General features: G+C 69.0%; 11 protein-coding genes and 1 pseudogene. 7 read left to right on the forward strand and 5 right to left on the reverse strand.

From position 1 onward, the window contains the following. The first annotated feature begins 132 nt into the window (after nucleotides 1-132). The 4 genes from AC4HOU_RS01250 (at nucleotide 133) to AC4HOU_RS01265 (ending at nucleotide 5,433) form a co-directional block, all read left to right on the forward strand. The gene (locus AC4HOU_RS01250; RefSeq protein WP_163813166.1) at nucleotides 133-1,146 is read left to right on the forward strand and encodes a methyltransferase; all 1,014 of its coding nucleotides are present in this window, start codon (nucleotides 133-135) and stop codon (nucleotides 1,144-1,146) included. 15 nt (nucleotides 1,147-1,161) lie between these two features. Further along, nucleotides 1,162-2,400 (forward strand): cytochrome P450 family protein, encoded by a 1,239-nt coding sequence (locus AC4HOU_RS01255; RefSeq protein WP_195019400.1) that lies wholly within the window; start codon nucleotides 1,162-1,164, stop codon nucleotides 2,398-2,400. Nucleotides 2,401-2,435: 35 nt separating this feature from the next. Continuing rightward, a complete protein-coding gene (locus tag AC4HOU_RS01260) occupies nucleotides 2,436-4,025 on the forward strand; it encodes an NAD(P)/FAD-dependent oxidoreductase (protein ID WP_490724008.1) in 1,590 nt (529 codons plus the stop codon). Nucleotides 4,026-4,092: 67 nt separating this feature from the next. Next, complete coding sequence (locus tag AC4HOU_RS01265; RefSeq protein WP_195019402.1) at nucleotides 4,093-5,433, forward strand: salicylate synthase; 1,341 nt, start codon at nucleotides 4,093-4,095, stop codon at nucleotides 5,431-5,433. A gap of 220 nt (nucleotides 5,434-5,653) precedes the next feature. Here AC4HOU_RS01265 and AC4HOU_RS01270 read toward each other — a convergent pair whose 3' ends face one another. Continuing rightward, nucleotides 5,654-7,399: an ABC transporter ATP-binding protein gene (locus tag AC4HOU_RS01270; protein ID WP_195019403.1), complete on the reverse strand. Its 1,746-nt coding sequence runs from the start codon at nucleotides 7,397-7,399 to the stop codon at nucleotides 5,654-5,656. After that, nucleotides 7,396-9,246 (reverse strand): ABC transporter ATP-binding protein, encoded by a 1,851-nt coding sequence (locus AC4HOU_RS01275; protein WP_228815083.1) that lies wholly within the window; start codon nucleotides 9,244-9,246, stop codon nucleotides 7,396-7,398. Before AC4HOU_RS01275 ends, AC4HOU_RS01270 begins: the two co-directional genes overlap by 4 nt. Before the next feature lie 215 nt (nucleotides 9,247-9,461). On the opposite strand from AC4HOU_RS01275, the gene AC4HOU_RS01280 reads away from it, so the two are divergent. Beyond that, nucleotides 9,462-10,145 (forward strand): TetR/AcrR family transcriptional regulator, encoded by a 684-nt coding sequence (locus tag AC4HOU_RS01280; protein WP_195007115.1) that lies wholly within the window; start codon nucleotides 9,462-9,464, stop codon nucleotides 10,143-10,145. A gap of 224 nt (nucleotides 10,146-10,369) precedes the next feature. Continuing rightward, a complete protein-coding gene (locus AC4HOU_RS01285; RefSeq protein ID WP_490724009.1) occupies nucleotides 10,370-11,563 on the forward strand; it encodes a ferredoxin reductase family protein in 1,194 nt (397 codons plus the stop codon). 331 nt (nucleotides 11,564-11,894) lie between these two features. On the opposite strand, the gene AC4HOU_RS01290 is transcribed toward AC4HOU_RS01285, so the two are convergent. Together AC4HOU_RS01290 and AC4HOU_RS01295 are read right to left on the reverse strand one after the other, a co-directional pair. Continuing rightward, nucleotides 11,895-12,356: a CinA family protein gene (locus tag AC4HOU_RS01290; RefSeq protein WP_194992450.1), complete on the reverse strand. Its 462-nt coding sequence runs from the start codon at nucleotides 12,354-12,356 to the stop codon at nucleotides 11,895-11,897. Nucleotides 12,357-12,851: 495 nt separating this feature from the next. Then, nucleotides 12,852-13,748: a hypothetical protein gene (locus tag AC4HOU_RS01295; protein ID WP_194992449.1), complete on the reverse strand. Its 897-nt coding sequence runs from the start codon at nucleotides 13,746-13,748 to the stop codon at nucleotides 12,852-12,854. Between the two features lie 290 nt (nucleotides 13,749-14,038). Here AC4HOU_RS01295 and AC4HOU_RS01300 point away from each other — a divergent pair, with 290 nt between their 5' ends. Beyond that, on the forward strand, nucleotides 14,039-15,874 hold the full coding sequence (locus AC4HOU_RS01300; RefSeq protein ID WP_228815084.1) for a DNA/RNA non-specific endonuclease: 1,836 nt from the start codon (nucleotides 14,039-14,041) through the stop codon (nucleotides 15,872-15,874). Nucleotides 15,875-15,967: 93 nt separating this feature from the next. Here AC4HOU_RS01300 and AC4HOU_RS01305 read toward each other — a convergent pair. Next, nucleotides 15,968-16,354, reverse strand: a pseudogene (locus AC4HOU_RS01305) (MFS transporter); the annotation flags it as partial. Between the last annotated feature and the right edge of the window lie 308 nt (nucleotides 16,355-16,662).

Consider the following 16,662-nt stretch of genomic DNA (forward strand, 5'->3'; position numbering starts at 1 on the left):
TTCGAAACGACAATCATTTTCAGTTACGTTAGAATCTACGACGCCCGAACAATTCGGTCAAGCGAGATGGACCGTTCGGGGACACGAAACCCGCAGGTGGACAACATCTTCGGCGCGGTACAGGAAGCAGGCATGGCAGCTCACCAGCGACTCATGAACATGATGTTCGGAACGATCTGCTCCCAGGTGGTCGGCACCGCCGCCCGTCTCGGGCTGGCCGATCACCTCGGCGACGACGAACTCGATCATCGGGAACTGGCCGCCCGCACCGGGGCCGACCCCGGCGCGCTGGCCCGGCTGCTCCGGGCATTGGCGGCATTGGAGATCGTCGTCGAGACGGGCCCGGGCCGGTTCCGACTGGGCGAGGCGGGAATGCCGCTGCGCACCGACCGCCCCGACTCCCAGGCCGCGGCGGTGCTGCTGTTCACCGACCCGGCTCTGCTGGACTCCTGGAAGCTGACCGAGGAGGCGGTGCGCACCGGCCGTCCGACGTTCGAGGGGCTCTACGGCACCGACTTCTTCGGCTTCCTCGCCACCCGCCCGGATCTGTCGGAACGGTTCAACGCGACCATGCGGCAGGTGAGCCTGCCCATCGCACAACTGGTTCCGGTGAGCTACGACTTCACCCGGCACGGCACGGTGATCGATGTCGGCGGCGGCGACGGCACCTTGATCTCGCAGATCCTTCGGGGCGCGCCCGCGGTGGGCGGCGTCGTCTTCGACTCGCCGAGCGGCGTCGCCGAGGCCGGCGCTACGCTGGCCGCGGCCGGTGTCGCCGACCGCTGCCGAATCGAGGCGGGCGATTTCTTCGCCGCGGTACCCGAAGGCGGCGACCTGTACGTGCTGAAGAACATCCTGCACGACTGGGACGACGAGCGCTGCGCCACGATTCTCGGCCGCTGCCGCGAGGTCACCCCCGCCGACGGCAGGTTGCTGATCGTGGAATCGGTGCTACCCGACCTGGTCGACACCGCCGACCCGGCCCCCTATCTCACCGACATCAGCATGCTCGTCAACATGGGCGGCCAGGAGCGCACCCGCACCGAGTACGAGACCCTGTGCAGCCGAGCGGGTTTCGCGGTCGTCGCGGTGCACCCCACGGTCATTCCCACCTCGTACTCGCTGATCGAGGCCATGCCGGTCTGAACGGATACCTCACCGATGCCCGAGACACCCCGGCCGATCGTGGTCGACCTGCTCGCCGACGATTTCCACGCCCGCGCCCATACCGTCTACGACGAGTTGCGTGCGCACGCACCGATCGTCTTCGCCGAACTGCCCGAACAACCCGGTCGCGGATTCTGGATGATCACCGGATACGCCGTCGCCGAGGCCGCGCTGCGTGCGCCCGGGCTGGCCAACAATCCCCGTGCGCTGCTCACCCCGGCGCAGCGCACCGCCCGGGCCCGGGCGGGCATCACCGATCCGCCCGACTCGATGCTGCTGTCCGACCCGCCGCAGCACACCCGATTGCGCCGAGCCGCACAGCAGGCATTCACGTCGCGGTCGGTCACCGCGTTGCGCCCTTCTGTGATCCGTCACGCCGAGCGCCTGCTGGACGAGGCGGACCGGGCCGCCCGTGACGGCGACGGCACCGTGGACCTGCTGCACACCTACGCCTATCCGCTGTCGCTGACCGTACTCGGCGACATCCTCGGTTTTCCCGCGGAATGGCACCCCGGTCTGCACGATCTCGCGGTCCGCGCCGCCACCGCCGCCACCCCGCTGTCCGGACCGGACCCCGCGCTGCGCGAGCAGCTCGACGCGTATACCCGCGAACTCGTCGTCCGCAAACGCCGCACACCCGGCGACGATCTGGTCAGCAGGCTCGCCCACCCCGCGTCCGGCCGGGACGCGCTCTCCGACCCCGAACTGCAGGCCATGGTCGGTCTGCTGGTCGCCGCGGGATTCGAGACGTCGGCGAGCCTGATCGCCAGCGCCGTGCTGTCGCTGCTCGCCCACCCGGACCAATGGGCCGCCCTGTGTGCGGATCCGTCGCTGGCCGCGCCGGCCGTGGAGGAGACGATGCGCTACTGGGGTCCGGTGGAATCGGCGACCATGCGCCTCGCGCTGGCGCCGTTGCGGCTCGGCGGGCAACGCGTCGAACGCGGTGACCGGGTGCTGGTGTGCACCGCCGCCGCCAACCGCGACCCCGCCCACGTTCCCGATCCGCATCGCTTCGACATCCACCGCGCGCCGCGCCCGCACCTGGGTTTCAGCGGCGGCATCCACAACTGCTTGGGTGCGGCGCTGGCCCGCACCGAGGTCGCGGTCGCGCTCACCACCCTGGCCGGGCGCTGGCCCGGCCTGCGTCCGGCGACCGACCCGGCCGAGCCCCGCTGGCGCCCGGGCATGGGCCTGCGCGGCCTGCGCGCGCTCCCGGTCCGCCCACCCGACTGAGCACCGAAAGCACCATCAGCACAAGGAGTTCGACCATGATATCGCCCACCGCACCCCGATACGACGTCGCCGTTCTCGGTGCCGGGATCGCGGGCAGCACGCTCGCCACGATCCTGGCCAGGCACGGCCTGGCCGTCCTGCTCATCGACGCGGGCGTGCATCCGCGCTTCGTAGTGGGCGAATCGACCATTCCGCATGCGAGCACAACCGTGCGCGTGCTGGCCGAGCGCTACGACGTCCCCGAGCTCGCCGCGCTGTCCACTTTCCAGGACACCGCGGAGAAGGTCGTCAAGACCTGCGGGCAGAAGCAGAATTTCGGCTTCGTGTACCACGAGCAGGACCGCCCGTCCGATCCGCGCAAGGCCAACCAGGTCGTGCTGGCCTCCGGGTACCGCCGTGCCGAGTCGCACTGGTTCCGCCAGGACATCGACGCGCACGTCTACCACCTCGCCGTCCGCTACGGCGTCACCGCGCGGATGAACACCCGGATCGACGACATCGACGTCGATCCCGACGGCGGTGCGACGCTGCGCTCGGCCTCCGGTGAGACGTTCACAGCGAACTATCTGGTCGACGCCACCGGATTCCGTTCCGTGCTGGCCGAGCGTTTCGGGCTCCGGGAACTGCCCACCCGGGCACGCACCCGCTCCCGCTCGCTGTTCACCCACATGATCGGCGTCGAGCCGTTCGACGACGTCGCGCCCGTGCCCTACGATCCGCCGACCCGCTGGCACAACGGCACCCTGCACCACATCTTCGACGGCGGCTGGCTCTGGGTGATCCCGTTCGACAACAACGACGCCTCGACCAACCCGCTGTGCAGCGTCGGGCTCACCCTCACCGGAGACGCCGTCGACGACGACCGCCCGGCCCCTGAGGAAGAGTTCCAGGCCTTCCTCGACCGCTTCCCCGCGGTGGCGAAACAGTTCGCCAACGCGCGCGCGGTGCGGCCGTGGGTGAGCACCGGCCGGCTGCAATATTCCGCGACCGAGACTGTCGGCGACCGCTTCTGCCTCACCGCACAATCCGCGGGGGCGATCGACGCGCTGTTCTCCCGCGGCCTCGCCAACTCCTTCCAGACGGTGAACGCGCTGGCCTGGCGGCTCATCGAAGCGGCACGCACGGGTGACTGGTCCCGCGGGCGGTTCCTCGGTCTGGACGCGGTGCAGCAGCGGATGTTCGACGTGCACGACGATTTCGCGTACTGCTCCTACGTCGGCTTCCGCGATTACGCGCTGTGGGACGCCGTGTTCCGGGTCTGGCACACCTACAGCTTCTACGCCGACGCCGCCCTGGAACACGCGCTGTCCCGGTACTACTCGAGTCGCGACGACGCCGTGTTCCGCACCCTCGAGCGCGCCGATTCCCCGCTGGCGCGCAACATCCGCGAACTGCTGGCGTCGACGCGGGCGACCTGTGCAGCCGTCGAACGCGGCGAGCTGACCTCCGAGGCGGCCGCGACCGCGATCATCGAGCGGATCAACCAGGAACGTTTCTTCCCCGAGTACCTGCCGCACGGCAATCCGGAACACAGGTACATCGACATCGGCCAGGACACGGCGATGGAGTTCATGCGCTGGACCCGCGCCGACGCGCCGAAGTGGATCAGCGAATCCTTCGCGTGATCGCGCCGGCCGGTGCCGCTGCGGCACCGGCCGCGCATCCCCATCCCCGAATCGAACAGTGAGCACGATGAACCGGCACACCACGCTCGACGCCGACGGCTATGTACACAGCGTGCGCCCGCACACCGCCGACCCGCTCGCCCTGACGACCGCGATCGCGGCCTCCGGGCAGCTCACCGACTACGTCGTCTACGAACAGCCCGGCCGCTGGTACCTGGCGGGCAACCCGGTCGGCGCGATCAGCGTCGGGCCGGATCGGCTGCACAGCACCCTCGGCGGCGACCACACCGCATCCTGGTCGGGCACGCCGTGGCCGCATATCCGCGCCGCACTCGACCGGGCGTCGATCCCCGGATGGAAGGCCTACGGCTGGGCCTGCTTCGAACTCTGGGATCCCCGCACCGCGACGCCGGGCGACGTCCTCGCGCACATCATGGTGCCCGGGGTGGAACTGGAGATCACCGCCACCGAGGTCCAGATCAGGAGCTACGGCACCACGTTCGACCTCGACCTACCCGATCCCTCCGGTGTCGCGGCCGGACTCACGCCGATGCCGGTGGGCCGAGTCGACGTCGCGTACCTGGCCAGGGTGGGCGCGGCACAGGAGCGCATCGACGGCGGCGAGTTCCACAAGGTGATCATGTCCCGCCGCGTGGACCTGCCGTTCGCGGTGGATATGCCCGCCACCTATGCGGCGGTCCGGCGCGCGAATACTCCCGCGCGCTCGTTCCTGCTCGATCTCGGCGGCTGGCAGGCGGCGGGCGTCAGCCCGGAAACCGTACTCGAGGCCGACGGCGCCGGGCTCGCCACGACCCAGCCCCTCGCGGGCACCCGAGCCAGGACCGGCGACCCCGTACGCGACCGCGCGCTCCGGGAAGAACTGCTCGCCGACCCGAAAGAGGTGTACGAGCACGCGATCTCGGTCCGGCTGGCGTTCGACGAACTGGCCGGTGTCGGCACCGCCACCCGGGTCGGTGAGTTCCTGGCCGTCAAGGAACGCGGCAGCGTTCAGCATCTCGCGTCCCGGGTCGAGACGCTGTTGCCGCCCGATCGCGACGGATGGGACGCCCTGGCCGCCGTGTTCCCGGCGATCACCGCCTCCGGCATCCCCAAGGCCCCGGCGTGCGCCGCGATCGACCAACTCGAGCCCGGCACTCGCGGCCTCTACAGTGGCACCGTCCTGCGTGCCGACCACACCGGAGTCCTGGACGCCGCACTGGTTTTGCGTGCTGTGTATCAACGGGACGGTCGCGCTTGGTTGCGCGCCGGAGCCGGCATCGTCACCGGCTCGACACCGGAGCGCGAACACGAGGAGACCTGCGAAAAGCTCTCCTGCATCGCTCCCTATCTCGTCGCGGACCGCGCCGGGCAGCCGAGCACCTCTCCCCCGCGGCCGATCCCCGCGTGAACCAATTCGAGTGAACGCTTCGCCCGCGAGGGGAGGTCGCGCTGCCGTCCGGCACGCCCTCGGAGCCCGGTGATCCGGCCCGAGGGCGATTTCCTGTGCAGACCAGTTCGGCATTCGGGTCGACACGCAGTGCCGCAATCGCTTTCGTGGGCACCGTGGCGGTGGGCCTCCCGTGCGCCCTGGTCTGGGCCACCCACGTCGGGCGCAAGCCGCCCTCTCGTCACACCGCGGCGGTGACCTTCCAGTGCCGAGCCCTGGTCTGCGCCGCCCACATCGCGCTGTAGCGCCCCTGCTGTGCCAGCAGTTCGGCGTGGGTGCCGCGCTCGGAGACCACACCGTCCTCCAGCACCAGGATCTGATCCGCCGCCACCACGGTGGACAGCCGGTGCGCGATCACGACGACGGTCTTCGCCGCGACCAATGCGTCGATGGCTTCCTGGACGTACACCTCGCTCTCGGTGTCCAGCGCTGCGGTCGGCTCGTCCAGCACCACGATGGGCGCGTCTTTGAGGATCGCGCGCGCGATCGAAATGCGCTGGCGCTCACCGCCGGAGAGCGCGCCGCCGATCTCGCCGACGCGGGTCTCGTAGCCGTGCGGGAGCCGTTCGACGAAGGTGTGCACATTGGCGGCCCTGGCGGCGGCCTCGATCTGCTCCTGCGTGGCGTCCGGTGCGGCCATCGCGATGTTGGCCCGGATCGTGTCGTCGAACAGATACACGTCCTGGAACACCACCGCGATATTGCGGTAGATCTCTGCCGGGTCGAGGTCGCGCAGGTCGGTGCCGCCGATCCGGACGCTACCCGCGTCGGGGTCGGCGTAGCGGGTCAGCAACCGGGTCACCGTCGTCTTCCCTGAGCCGGACGGGCCGACCAACGCGGTGAGCGAGCGCGCCGGCGCGGTGAAGGACACCCCGCGCAATACCGCGCCGCCGTCGCCGTACCCGAAGTGCACGTCGGCGAATTCCAGGTCGTGCGCGGTGATCCGCGCCTCCGGGGCACCGACCGGCAGCACGGGCGTATCGAGCACGTCGCCGACGCGCTCCAGCGCCGAATCGATGACCTCGAAGATCGCCGACAGGTTCGCCATGGTCGACAGCGGTTCGGCGAAGCGCACGGCGGCGGCGACCACGGCGATCAGCAGCGCCGCCGACAGCCGCAGGTCCAGCACCAGGGCCGCGCCGACGGCCACCATCGCCACCAGGCAGAGTTGAACGACGCTGGAAGCCAACAGGCCGGGCCAGGTCAACCGCTTCTGCATCGCCGACATGGCTTCGTTCTGCTCGCGCAGAGTCTCGACCAGCCGCTGCGACGAGCTGCCCACCTGCCCGGTCGCCCGCAGCACCGGCAGTCCCTGCACGTACTCGACCACCCGGTTCGCCGCCGCGGCATCGGCCGCGTCGGTCCGGCGGGCACCCACGCCGGTGATCTGCTGGATGCGGCGGACGAAGAACACCGCGAACGGCAACGACACCGCGAGCACCAGACCGAGGCGCCAGTCGACGGCGAAGATGATCACGCCGATGATGACGGGCACTGTCACCATCTGGATGAACAGCAGCGCCATCCCGGACGATCCCATCGTCGCGTTGGCGACATTGCTGCCCATCACCGTGGTGAGATCGCCTGCGGCGCGGCGTTCGAGGTCGGCCTGCGCCATGGTCCGCAGTCGCTCACCCAGCCGCAGCCGGGTGCCCGCGAGCACGTCGGCCCAGCGGCCGAACTCGAACCGGAGCTGCCCGTAGTGGCAGGCCGCCTGGAGCACCCAGCACACCACGAGCACCGCGAACCAGCGCCATGCGGCGGTGGTGTCGACCTCGGGTCGGCTCAGTTCGTAGAGGATCGGAACGAGGGTGGCGTAGGCGGCAGCCTGCAGGATCGACGCGAGCAGCGCGAACCACAGGGTGCGGCGGAACTCGTCTCGGTAGTCACCGGCGGCGAGCAGCATGAGCCGCAGGATTCTTCTCATCGGTGCGTGATCTCCTCGGTGGTGCCCGCGCCGAGGCCCCAGCCACGGGCGCGCTGGTGGTGCTCCCAGAGCCGGGCGTAGGTGCCACCGGCCGCGACGAGTTCGCTGTGCGTGCCGGTTTCGGCGACCCGGCCGGATTCGAGCACCACGATCTGGTCGGCGTCGACGATCGTGGACAGCCGGTGCGCGACCACGAGCACGGTGCGGCCGCGGGTGAGTTCGGCGATGGCGTCCTGGATGGCCGCCTCGTTCTCCGGATCGGCGAACGACGTCGCCTCGTCGAGGATCACGATCGGTGCGTCCATCAGAAGCGCCCGCGCGATGGTGATCCGCTGCCGTTGGCCGCCGGAAAGCCGGGCGCCGCGCTCGCCGACCGGGGTCTCATAGCCCTGCGGCAGTTCCGTGACGATGAAATCGTGTGCCCGCGCGGCCCGCGCCGCCGCCTCGACCTCGGCGTCGGTGGCCGACGGCCGGCCCAGCCGGATGTTCGCGGCCACGGTGTCCGACAGCAGGAACGGGTCCTGAAAGACCATCGCCAGGTGCCCGAGCAGGGCCTCGGACGGGATCTGCCGCACGTCGACACCGCCGACCAGCACCTGCCCGGAGTCCACGTCCCAGAACCGCGGAATCAGCCGCGCGACCGTCGATTTCCCGGACCCCGACGGCCCCACCAGCGCGCACACGGTCCCGCTCGGCACTGTCAGATCGACACCGTCCAGGGCGGCCCGGTCCGCGCCCGCGTAGCCGAACCGGACGGACCGGAATTCGATCGACCCGTCGACCGGGCGCTGCGGGCGCTCGGGCTCCGGCAACGGCGAAATCTCGAGCACGTCGACGATCCGCGCCGCGCCGGCCTTGGAGTCGTTGATCAAATTCGACAGATTCATCAACGGCACCACCGACTCCACCGGCAGGGTGCCGATGAGGATGGCCGCGATCAGCGTGGCGGGCGACATGGACCCGGCAGAGGACAACCAGATGCCCACCGCGGTCACGATGACGATGGTCGGCAGCGGCGCGACGGTCAGGTTGGCGAAGATCATCGCGCCGCGATTGTTGTTCTGCCAGTTGGTGGTAGCGACATTGAACTGCCGAACCCGGTCCACGAACCGGCGGAAGGAGACGGTGCCGTCGTCGAAGGTCCGCACCACGGGCATCCCCTGCACGAATTCCACCGTCGCCGCGTTGATCGCCTCGTTGGCCTCGTCGTAGCGACGCCGGGTCTCGACGTAATCGCGCAAGCTCAACTGCATCCCGACGAACACCACCGGCAGGAACAACGCGACCGCCAGCAGCAGCCGCCAGTCCACGAACCCCAGGGCGATCAGCGCCGCGACCGGCTGCGCGATGGTGAACCCGGCGAGCGGCACCGCGTCGGCCACCGCCATGTGCAGCCCGCGCACATCGTCCTGGACAACCTTTTTCGCCGCGCCCGAGCCCAGCCGCTGCGCCTCCCCCAGCGGAATCCGGGCCAGATGTGTGGCGAGATCGCGGCGCAGGCGCTGCTCGAGATCGAACGAGGCCAGGTGCGAGAGCAGGAAAGACCAGGCACGCAACGCGAATCGGGCGACGAACCCGGCGGCGGCGAGCACGAGGCACAGCACGACCGTGCCGCTCGCGGGATCGGCGGCAAGGAGTTCTCGCAACGCGAGTGCCAGGCAGACGAACCCGGCGACTCCCGCCGCGCCCCCGAGCGCGGCGACCGCGAGCGCGGCCCCGAGCCGTCCGCGGACCGGTTCGGTCACCTGGAAGAGCGCGCTGCCGGGAGTCACCTCGGGTGCGTCCCCGGCCAGCTGCGGCTCCTGCTCCACCTCGTCCGCCTGGAGCGTCGCTCCGGTCCCAGTCATGTCACGGCTCCCGTCGATTCCCCGCGTACAGCTCCCGGCTCGACCGCCGGTCAATGAAAACGATTATCATTAACAAGAGCTCGACCTTAACACAGTCGGAGGCCGCCCGAGAAGGCGGCGATCAGAGCCTACGGCGATTTTCCCGACGCGTGTTTTTATCATGGGACCACACCCCGGCTCTCCTGTCGAGAGCGCCATCGGAAGAATAGAGCGCCATGCCGATCTCCACGCCCCGCCGCCGCGGCCGACCGGTCCGCCTGGAACGCGAGGCGGTCGTCGCCGCCACCGGCGACATGCTCGCCACCGACGGTGCCGACGCGTTCAGCATGCGGCGCCTCGCCGCGCGACTCGGCGTCAGCACGGCGGCGATCTACCATCACTTTCCCACCAAGAGCGCCCTGTTCTTCGCCGTTCTCGATGCCCGCGCCGACGACCTGCAGCGCCCGGACCTCCCCACGGACCCCCGGGGCCGGCTGGTGGCGATCGTCCTCTACCTCATCGAGACCCTGCACGAATTGCCCTGGGTGGTCGACATTCTCGTCACCGGCGAGACCTACGGCCGGGCGGCGATGTGGATCCTCGACGAGTTCGTCGGCTGCGCAAGGACGCTCGGCGCCACCGATGAGCAAGCGGTCTACCTGTATTCGGTGCTCTGGCGCTTCACCCTCGGTGAACTCGCCGCCCGCCGGGCAGCCGACGACCGCGCCGCCGCGACCCGCCGCGGCCAAGCGCCTCCGCACTGGACCGAGTCCGCCGCCACCGACCTACTCGACGATTTCCCCGCCGCGGTCGGTGTCCTGCCGCAATGGACGGCCGCGGTGGCGCGCTACGACGTCCGCAAGGCCGTCAGCGACGTCGTCGACGGTCTCGTCGCGAATCTCGCATCGGCCGACGACTGACCGCGCCGTTCATTCGGCCGTCGCCCAACCGCTCACTCGACAGATCAGCCGAGGCCCAGAGCGGGCGGCGCCGCTCGAGAACACATCCGGACACCGTCATCGCCACTCTCGACCAGCGACACCGCGCATGGTAGCCGTGATCGCCGCGCTCGCCGATAGCGTGAACGTCGGCGCCGGCCGAGTGCGGCCGGACACCCCCTTGCGTCCGGGAGGTACGTGTGTCGGTGGTGCTTCGAGGTATCGGATGGATCGTCCTGTACGTCGCGGTCGCGGTGGTGCCACTGGCGTTCGCCGTTGTCGGTCCAGTGGGAGGCGGCCGGGGGTTCTGGGTGGAGTTCTCGGTCGCGCTGGGGTTCGTCGGCATGTCCATGCTGGGGGCACAGTTCGCACTCGTCGCACGCTTTCGTGCTGTGGCAGCGCCCTTCGGCGAGGACGCGCTCGTGCAGTTCCATCGCCAGATCTCTTATGTGGCACTGGCTTTCATTCTCGCTCATCCAGTCCTGCTACAGGCGGGCGGCGTCGACATCGTGGCTCTGTTGAACCTCGCCGAGGCGCCGTGGCGGGCGCGCTGCGCGATCGCATCGACGGTGCTGCTGCTGATCGTGATCGCGACCTCGGTGTGGCGGCAGCGGCTGCGCATTCGCTACGAGGTGTGGCAGCTGATCCACGGTGGTCTCTCGGTCGCGGTGGTGGCGCTGGCACTGGCGCACATGCTGCTCGTCGGCTACTACCTCGACGCGACGTGGAAGGTGTGGCTGTGGATCGTGATGACGGTGGCGCTGGTGGGGCTGCTCGTATGGGTGCGCGTCCTCGCGCCGCTGCGACGGCTGCGCAGGCCGTGGCGTGTGGCGAAGGTGACCGCCCACCCGTTCTCGTTCTCCTCCAGTGCGGAGGACACCGGCCAGATCGCGATCACCATCAAAGCACTCGGCGATTTCACCGCCACCGTCGGCGACATCACCCCCGGCACCAGGGCCTTCCTCGACGGACCGCACGGCGTGTTCACCCCCGATCGCCACGAAGGCCCCGGCTTCGTCCTCATCGCGGGCGGCGTCGGCATCACTCCCGCGATGTCGATCCTGCGCACCATGGCCGACCGCGGAGATCGGCGCCCGTTCCTGCTGTTGTACGCGGTCCGAAACCTCGACGAACAAACCTTCGACGAGGAGATCGCCGGCTTGACCTCGCTCCTCGACCTCACCACCGTTCTCGTGCCCCAGAACCCGCCGCCGGACTGGGACGGCGAGAGCGGCTTCATCGACCGGGCGCTGCTGCAGCGACACCTACCCGCCCGGTACCGGCACCACCAATACTTCATCTGCGGCCCGGCGCCCATGGTCACCGCGATCGAGGACGCACTCGCCGCCGCCGATGTCCCCGCCGACCGCGTTCACACCGAACGCTTCACCTTCGTCTGATCCCGGAGACACGCATGCGTCACACCTACACCACCCGCGCGGTCTGGATCATCACACTCATCCTGCTCGCCGCCTGCGCCCTCTTCGCCCTCGGTTCGGCCTGAATCGGCGCACCACTTCCATAGGTCAGCGATCTGCCCGGACAGGTCGGTGATCCAGGGTGCGCTGGTTCAAGCCCTGACGCCGATGGCATCGTCGCAATCGCCCGCAGCGGTATCCGTGTCCCGGCAGAGCGCGGCTGCCGGGTGGTCGCACCCGAGCCGTCGCGGTATGCGCATCGGCTAGGAACGAAGCAGCCCGCAAAGCCCCAGCGGGCGGAACGGTTGAGTGGTCACACATCCGCCTTCGCGAGCGACAGCAGTAACTCGATCGCGTACTGCACCGACTGGTCGAGAACCGCTGCCGGGTCTCCGTCGTATTGCCGATGACTCGCTCGGGACTCGGTGCGCGAGACCACGCAGAACCACACCGACCCGGCGGGCTCCCCGTCTTCTGGACCGGGGCCACCGACCCCCGTGGTCGCGACCGCGATATCGGCATCCATCAGTGATCGCACGCCCTCGGCCATCGCCCGCGCCGCGGTCTCGGATACCACCGGCACCTCCGGAACATCCAGCACTCGCCGCTTGACCTCGCTGGAGTAGGCCACGACCCCGCCGCGGAACCACGCCGCCGAATCCGGCGCGGCACCGAGGGCCGCGGCGAGATTGCCCGCCGTCAACGACTCGGCGACAGCGACCGTCAAGCCACGGCGATCGACGAGATCAGCAAGCTCCTTCGCGGCTTCGACCATTGTCTCCCTCGCCCTTCGCGCTTCGCCCGGCCTCGCTCCCCATCGCAGCCCGGAGCCCTCGCGCGTGCGCATGGCTCATCGTTCTGCGCTGAGGTGCAGGAACCCTTCAACTCCCGACAGGCTACTAGCAGCCATCGCCGGGACGGTGTCAGGACGCCCGGCGTGTGGGTGTTCAGGGGCGCATCCGGAGGGCAGGCCGCATTCAACGCGCTACCCCGTCTGGCCACCGGTGCGATCGATGTCGTCACCGAAGCTCTGCACGCCACACTCGAAGCGCTGATGGGCGCCTCGGGTAGCGAAGTAGAGAACCTCCAGTCGAGCCATCACGAATCACACGATGCGGCCGTGATCGGCATCGATGATCCCGAAGTCGGAAAACGATTGCGCGCCTTCCTCGTTGCCGGCCCGCACGCAACAGCCGACGGGCGCACGGCGCGCGAGCGAGGACGTCGGCAAGTAGATCTACGTGCCTGTCGGTCCACGCCTTTGCTGTCGTCAAGCCGAACCCGAGCCTTTCGGCGCGGGGTTGATCGTGTCGCCGTCCCAGCTCAGGTCGGATTCCTCGGTGACCTCGAAGGTCTCGAAACGATCGTCGGCCAGCACCGCGTCGACCAGGGTGCGTGAGCCGGCGACGATCGTGGAGTCGAAGTCGATTTCGCTGGCCACGACCCATGCCTGATCGGCGGGCCAGAGCAGCTGGGGCGTCACGCCGGGGAAGTCGGTCGTCCATCCGAGGCCGGCGGCATCCACCCAGTCGGGGTCGGCGAGTTCGGTGAGACCGGTGTCGAACAGCATGTAGTCGCGCCCGGGCCACGGCAGGAACGGTCCGGCGTCGAACGCTCGTCTGACCTGCGGCGAGACCGAGGCTGCCAGTTCGGCCTCGATGCGCGCTCGCTCCCGGGCAAGAGTGTTCGGATCGCCATCGGTGGACGCGATGCACACCACACCCGTTGATGTGTTCAGCTCGCCGAATCCATGCCACACTGCGGCCGTCACCTGGTCCGGCGTCTCGGTGGTCGCGCGAAGGTGATCGGTGAGCGCGGCCAGCAAGCGCGGATCGAACCAGCCCTCGTCGGACTGGCCGACCTCCCAGCCGTCGTCGAACGTCATCGCGGCCTGATTCTCACCGTCGGTGAGGTGACGCCACTGCACCAGCGGATGCATCACTCTGCCATTGCGCGCCGCGACCTCGGCCCACGGCCACATCGCCTCCTCGACGACCGCGGATCCGCCCCACTCGTCGGTGACCTCGGCGTCGCGGCGGACCGCCTCCACCGGGTGCAGGATCCGCGCGTATGCCTCGAAGCCGATCCCGGCGACACTGCCGACCCCGTGCTCGCCGGCGCGCGCCAGCAGCCACGCGCCACGCTCGACGTCCGTTGTGAATTCCACTCGGCCAGCGTAGTGATCCACGTCCTTCGGGCAGCCCTGTCTCCGTCGTCGGGCCGGTGGGTGGATCGCCCGCTCCTGCCGCACGCCACGCCTACCGGTTCGGGCCAGGCCGGACGTGGCAGTCCTGTCGAGATGCGCGGCGAGGACCGGCGAGGCGGCGTTGCAGGTTCGGCGATAGTTCCCGGAACCGTTACCGCGACCACGATTCGGCGTCAGCGCGTCGGTGTATCCGGTAGTGGGTGCGTCCAGTGCCGGATCGACCCGCGTAGCGCGAAGAAGGAGCCGTCCCGATGTCCGCGAAGCTCGCCGCCTCCCCCAGCTCCGGCGACGACCTGCCGGCGGCGTTGCGTTGTTTCATCCGTGCCCGAGGTGCGGGCTACCTCGACGATCCCAATATCACGTCCATCGGCATCGGCTACAAGATCACCGATGGCGCGGCGACGGATGTGTTGTCGGTGCAGTTCACCGTCGGCAAGAAGGTGGGCCCCGAGCAGTTGGAAGCGTTGGGCACGAGCATGATTCCGGAAACGATCGACGTCGATGGTGTCGCGGTGCCCACCGATGTGCTCGAACGCCGGTACGAGCCGTCGTTCCGCATCGTGGCCGAGGCCGAGCCGCCGCAGACCAAGGTGCGCAGGGATCCAGTCGTGCCCGGTATCAGTGTCGCCAATATCAACGGGACCGCGGGCACCCTCGGGTGCATCGGCTACGACGCCGCCGACGGCACACCGCTGGTGTTGAGTAATTGGCACGTCCTGCACGGACCCGGCGCAGCGATCGGTGACATCGTCGTCCGGCCCGGCCCGCACGACGACAACCGCACCGACCGCAACCGGCTCGGTGTGCTGCGGCGCTCGCACCTCGGGATCGCCGGCGATTGCGCGGTCGCCACCATCGAGGATCGCCGGTTCGAGACCGCGATCCTCGGACTCGATCTCACGCCGACCGACATCGGCGATCCCGAACTCGGAGACACGGTGGTCAAGAGCGGGCGCACCACCGCCATCACCCATGGTGTGGTGCGGCGCGTCGACGTCATCGTCAAGATCGGCTACGGCGATGCCGGCGAGCACCGGATCGGCTGCTTCGAGATCGGGCCCGACCCGGCGCATCCGGCCGCCGATGGGGAGATCAGTCGCGGCGGCGACTCCGGCGCGGTGTGGATGGCCACCACCGGCACCGCGCCCACCACCGTGATGGTCGGTCTGCACTTCGGCGGCGAAACCGACTCCAGCCCGGACGAGCACGCTCTGGCCTGCCTGCCACGCTCGGTGTTCGAGAAGCTCGGAATCACCCTCACACCACCGTCGGCGACGCAAACCGTCGCTGCCACCGGCTTCGATGTGGACTTCCTCGGCACCCGCGTCGACCTACCCGAACTCGATCCCGCCCTCGTCGACGACACCGTCACCCTCGACGGCTCACCGGTTCTCACCTACACCCATTTCTCGCTGGCGTTGAGCAAGTCGCGGCGGTTCGCCCGCTGGGTCGCCTGGAATATCGATGGCAGTGACGTCAAACGTCTCGGCCGCAACGGAATCGATTTCACCCTCGATCCTCGGATCCCGGCCGAATATCAAGCCGGCAACGAGCTCTACCGCGACAACCGCATCGATCGCGGGCACATCGCCCGCCGCGCCGACCTACTGTGGGGTCCGCGCCCCGAGGCCGAACAAGCCAACCGCGACTCGTTCTACTACACCAACATCACCCCACACATGGACGACTTCAACCAGTCGGGCCGCAACGGCATCTGGGGGCAACTCGAAGACGCCGTCTTCGCCGATGTCGACCTCGACAACCTCCGCGTCACCATCATCGCCGGCCCGATCTTCCACGACGACGACCGCAGCTACCGCGGCTTCCGTATCCCCCGCGAGTTCTTCAAAATCATCACCTACATCACCAACGGCCGACTACACAGCCGCGCGTTCCTTCTCACCCAGAACCTCGACCAACTCGAAGCACTCGACCTCGACGAATTCCGCACCTACCAAGTCACCGTCACCGAGATCGAGAAACGCACACAACTCACCTTCCCCGAAACGATCCGAACCAGCGACTCCACTACCGAAACCACCACACAACCAACACCACTCGACACCGTCGAGGGCATCCGCTGGTAGCCGCCGAGCCGATTCCGGATCGATTCGGTCTGGCGCGCGGCGAACGACTCGGGCGTGCGGCGCCCATCGCCCACAGAGGGTTCGACAGTTGGGGGTCACGATGGTCACGGCCGCGGTGGACAGCAGGAACCCGAAAGGTGTGCCCAGTTGCATGATTCCGGCCCAGCGCCCGCGGTTGCCCGCGTCGGCGTGCTCGACGACCATGAGCGCCGCGCCACCCCACTCCCCTCCCACCGCGATTCCCTGCACGATCCGCAGCAGCACCAGCACGATTGGCGCAGCAACACCGATCGCGTGATACGTCGGTAGCAGGCCGATCGCCGCGCTGGACAGGCCCATCATGACCATGGTGATCATCAGCATCGATCTGCGGCCGAGCCGGTCACCGAAATGCCCGAATGTCTCCCCGCCGAGCGGACGAGCGATATAGCCGGTCGCGAGGGTGCCGAAGGAAGCGATTGTGCTGAGCGCCGATCTCGATACTGCCGCGGCCACGCGGACGCTCGGCAAGGCTCCAACGCAGGCGCACAATGGGCAAGGCTGAGGCCCGCTCAGCGGAATGCGCGCCCGGCACGCACTTCCCGCCCACCGGGAGCAGGGCTCGCGCCGAACTCGGGGGGTCAGTGAGATGGGCGTATGCCCCATCCAGCGATCGCGACTCCCGGTCGGTTGCTGAACGGCCGGCGCGCAGTGGTCACCGGTGGTGCCGGCGGGATCGGCACGCCTATCGCGGTATCGCCGGCCGCTCGTCGACGGCGGCACGCCTGGCAGCGGCGGGTGGGTACCGC

The sequence above is a fragment of the Nocardia sp. JCM 38205 genome (genome assembly GCF_058222935.1).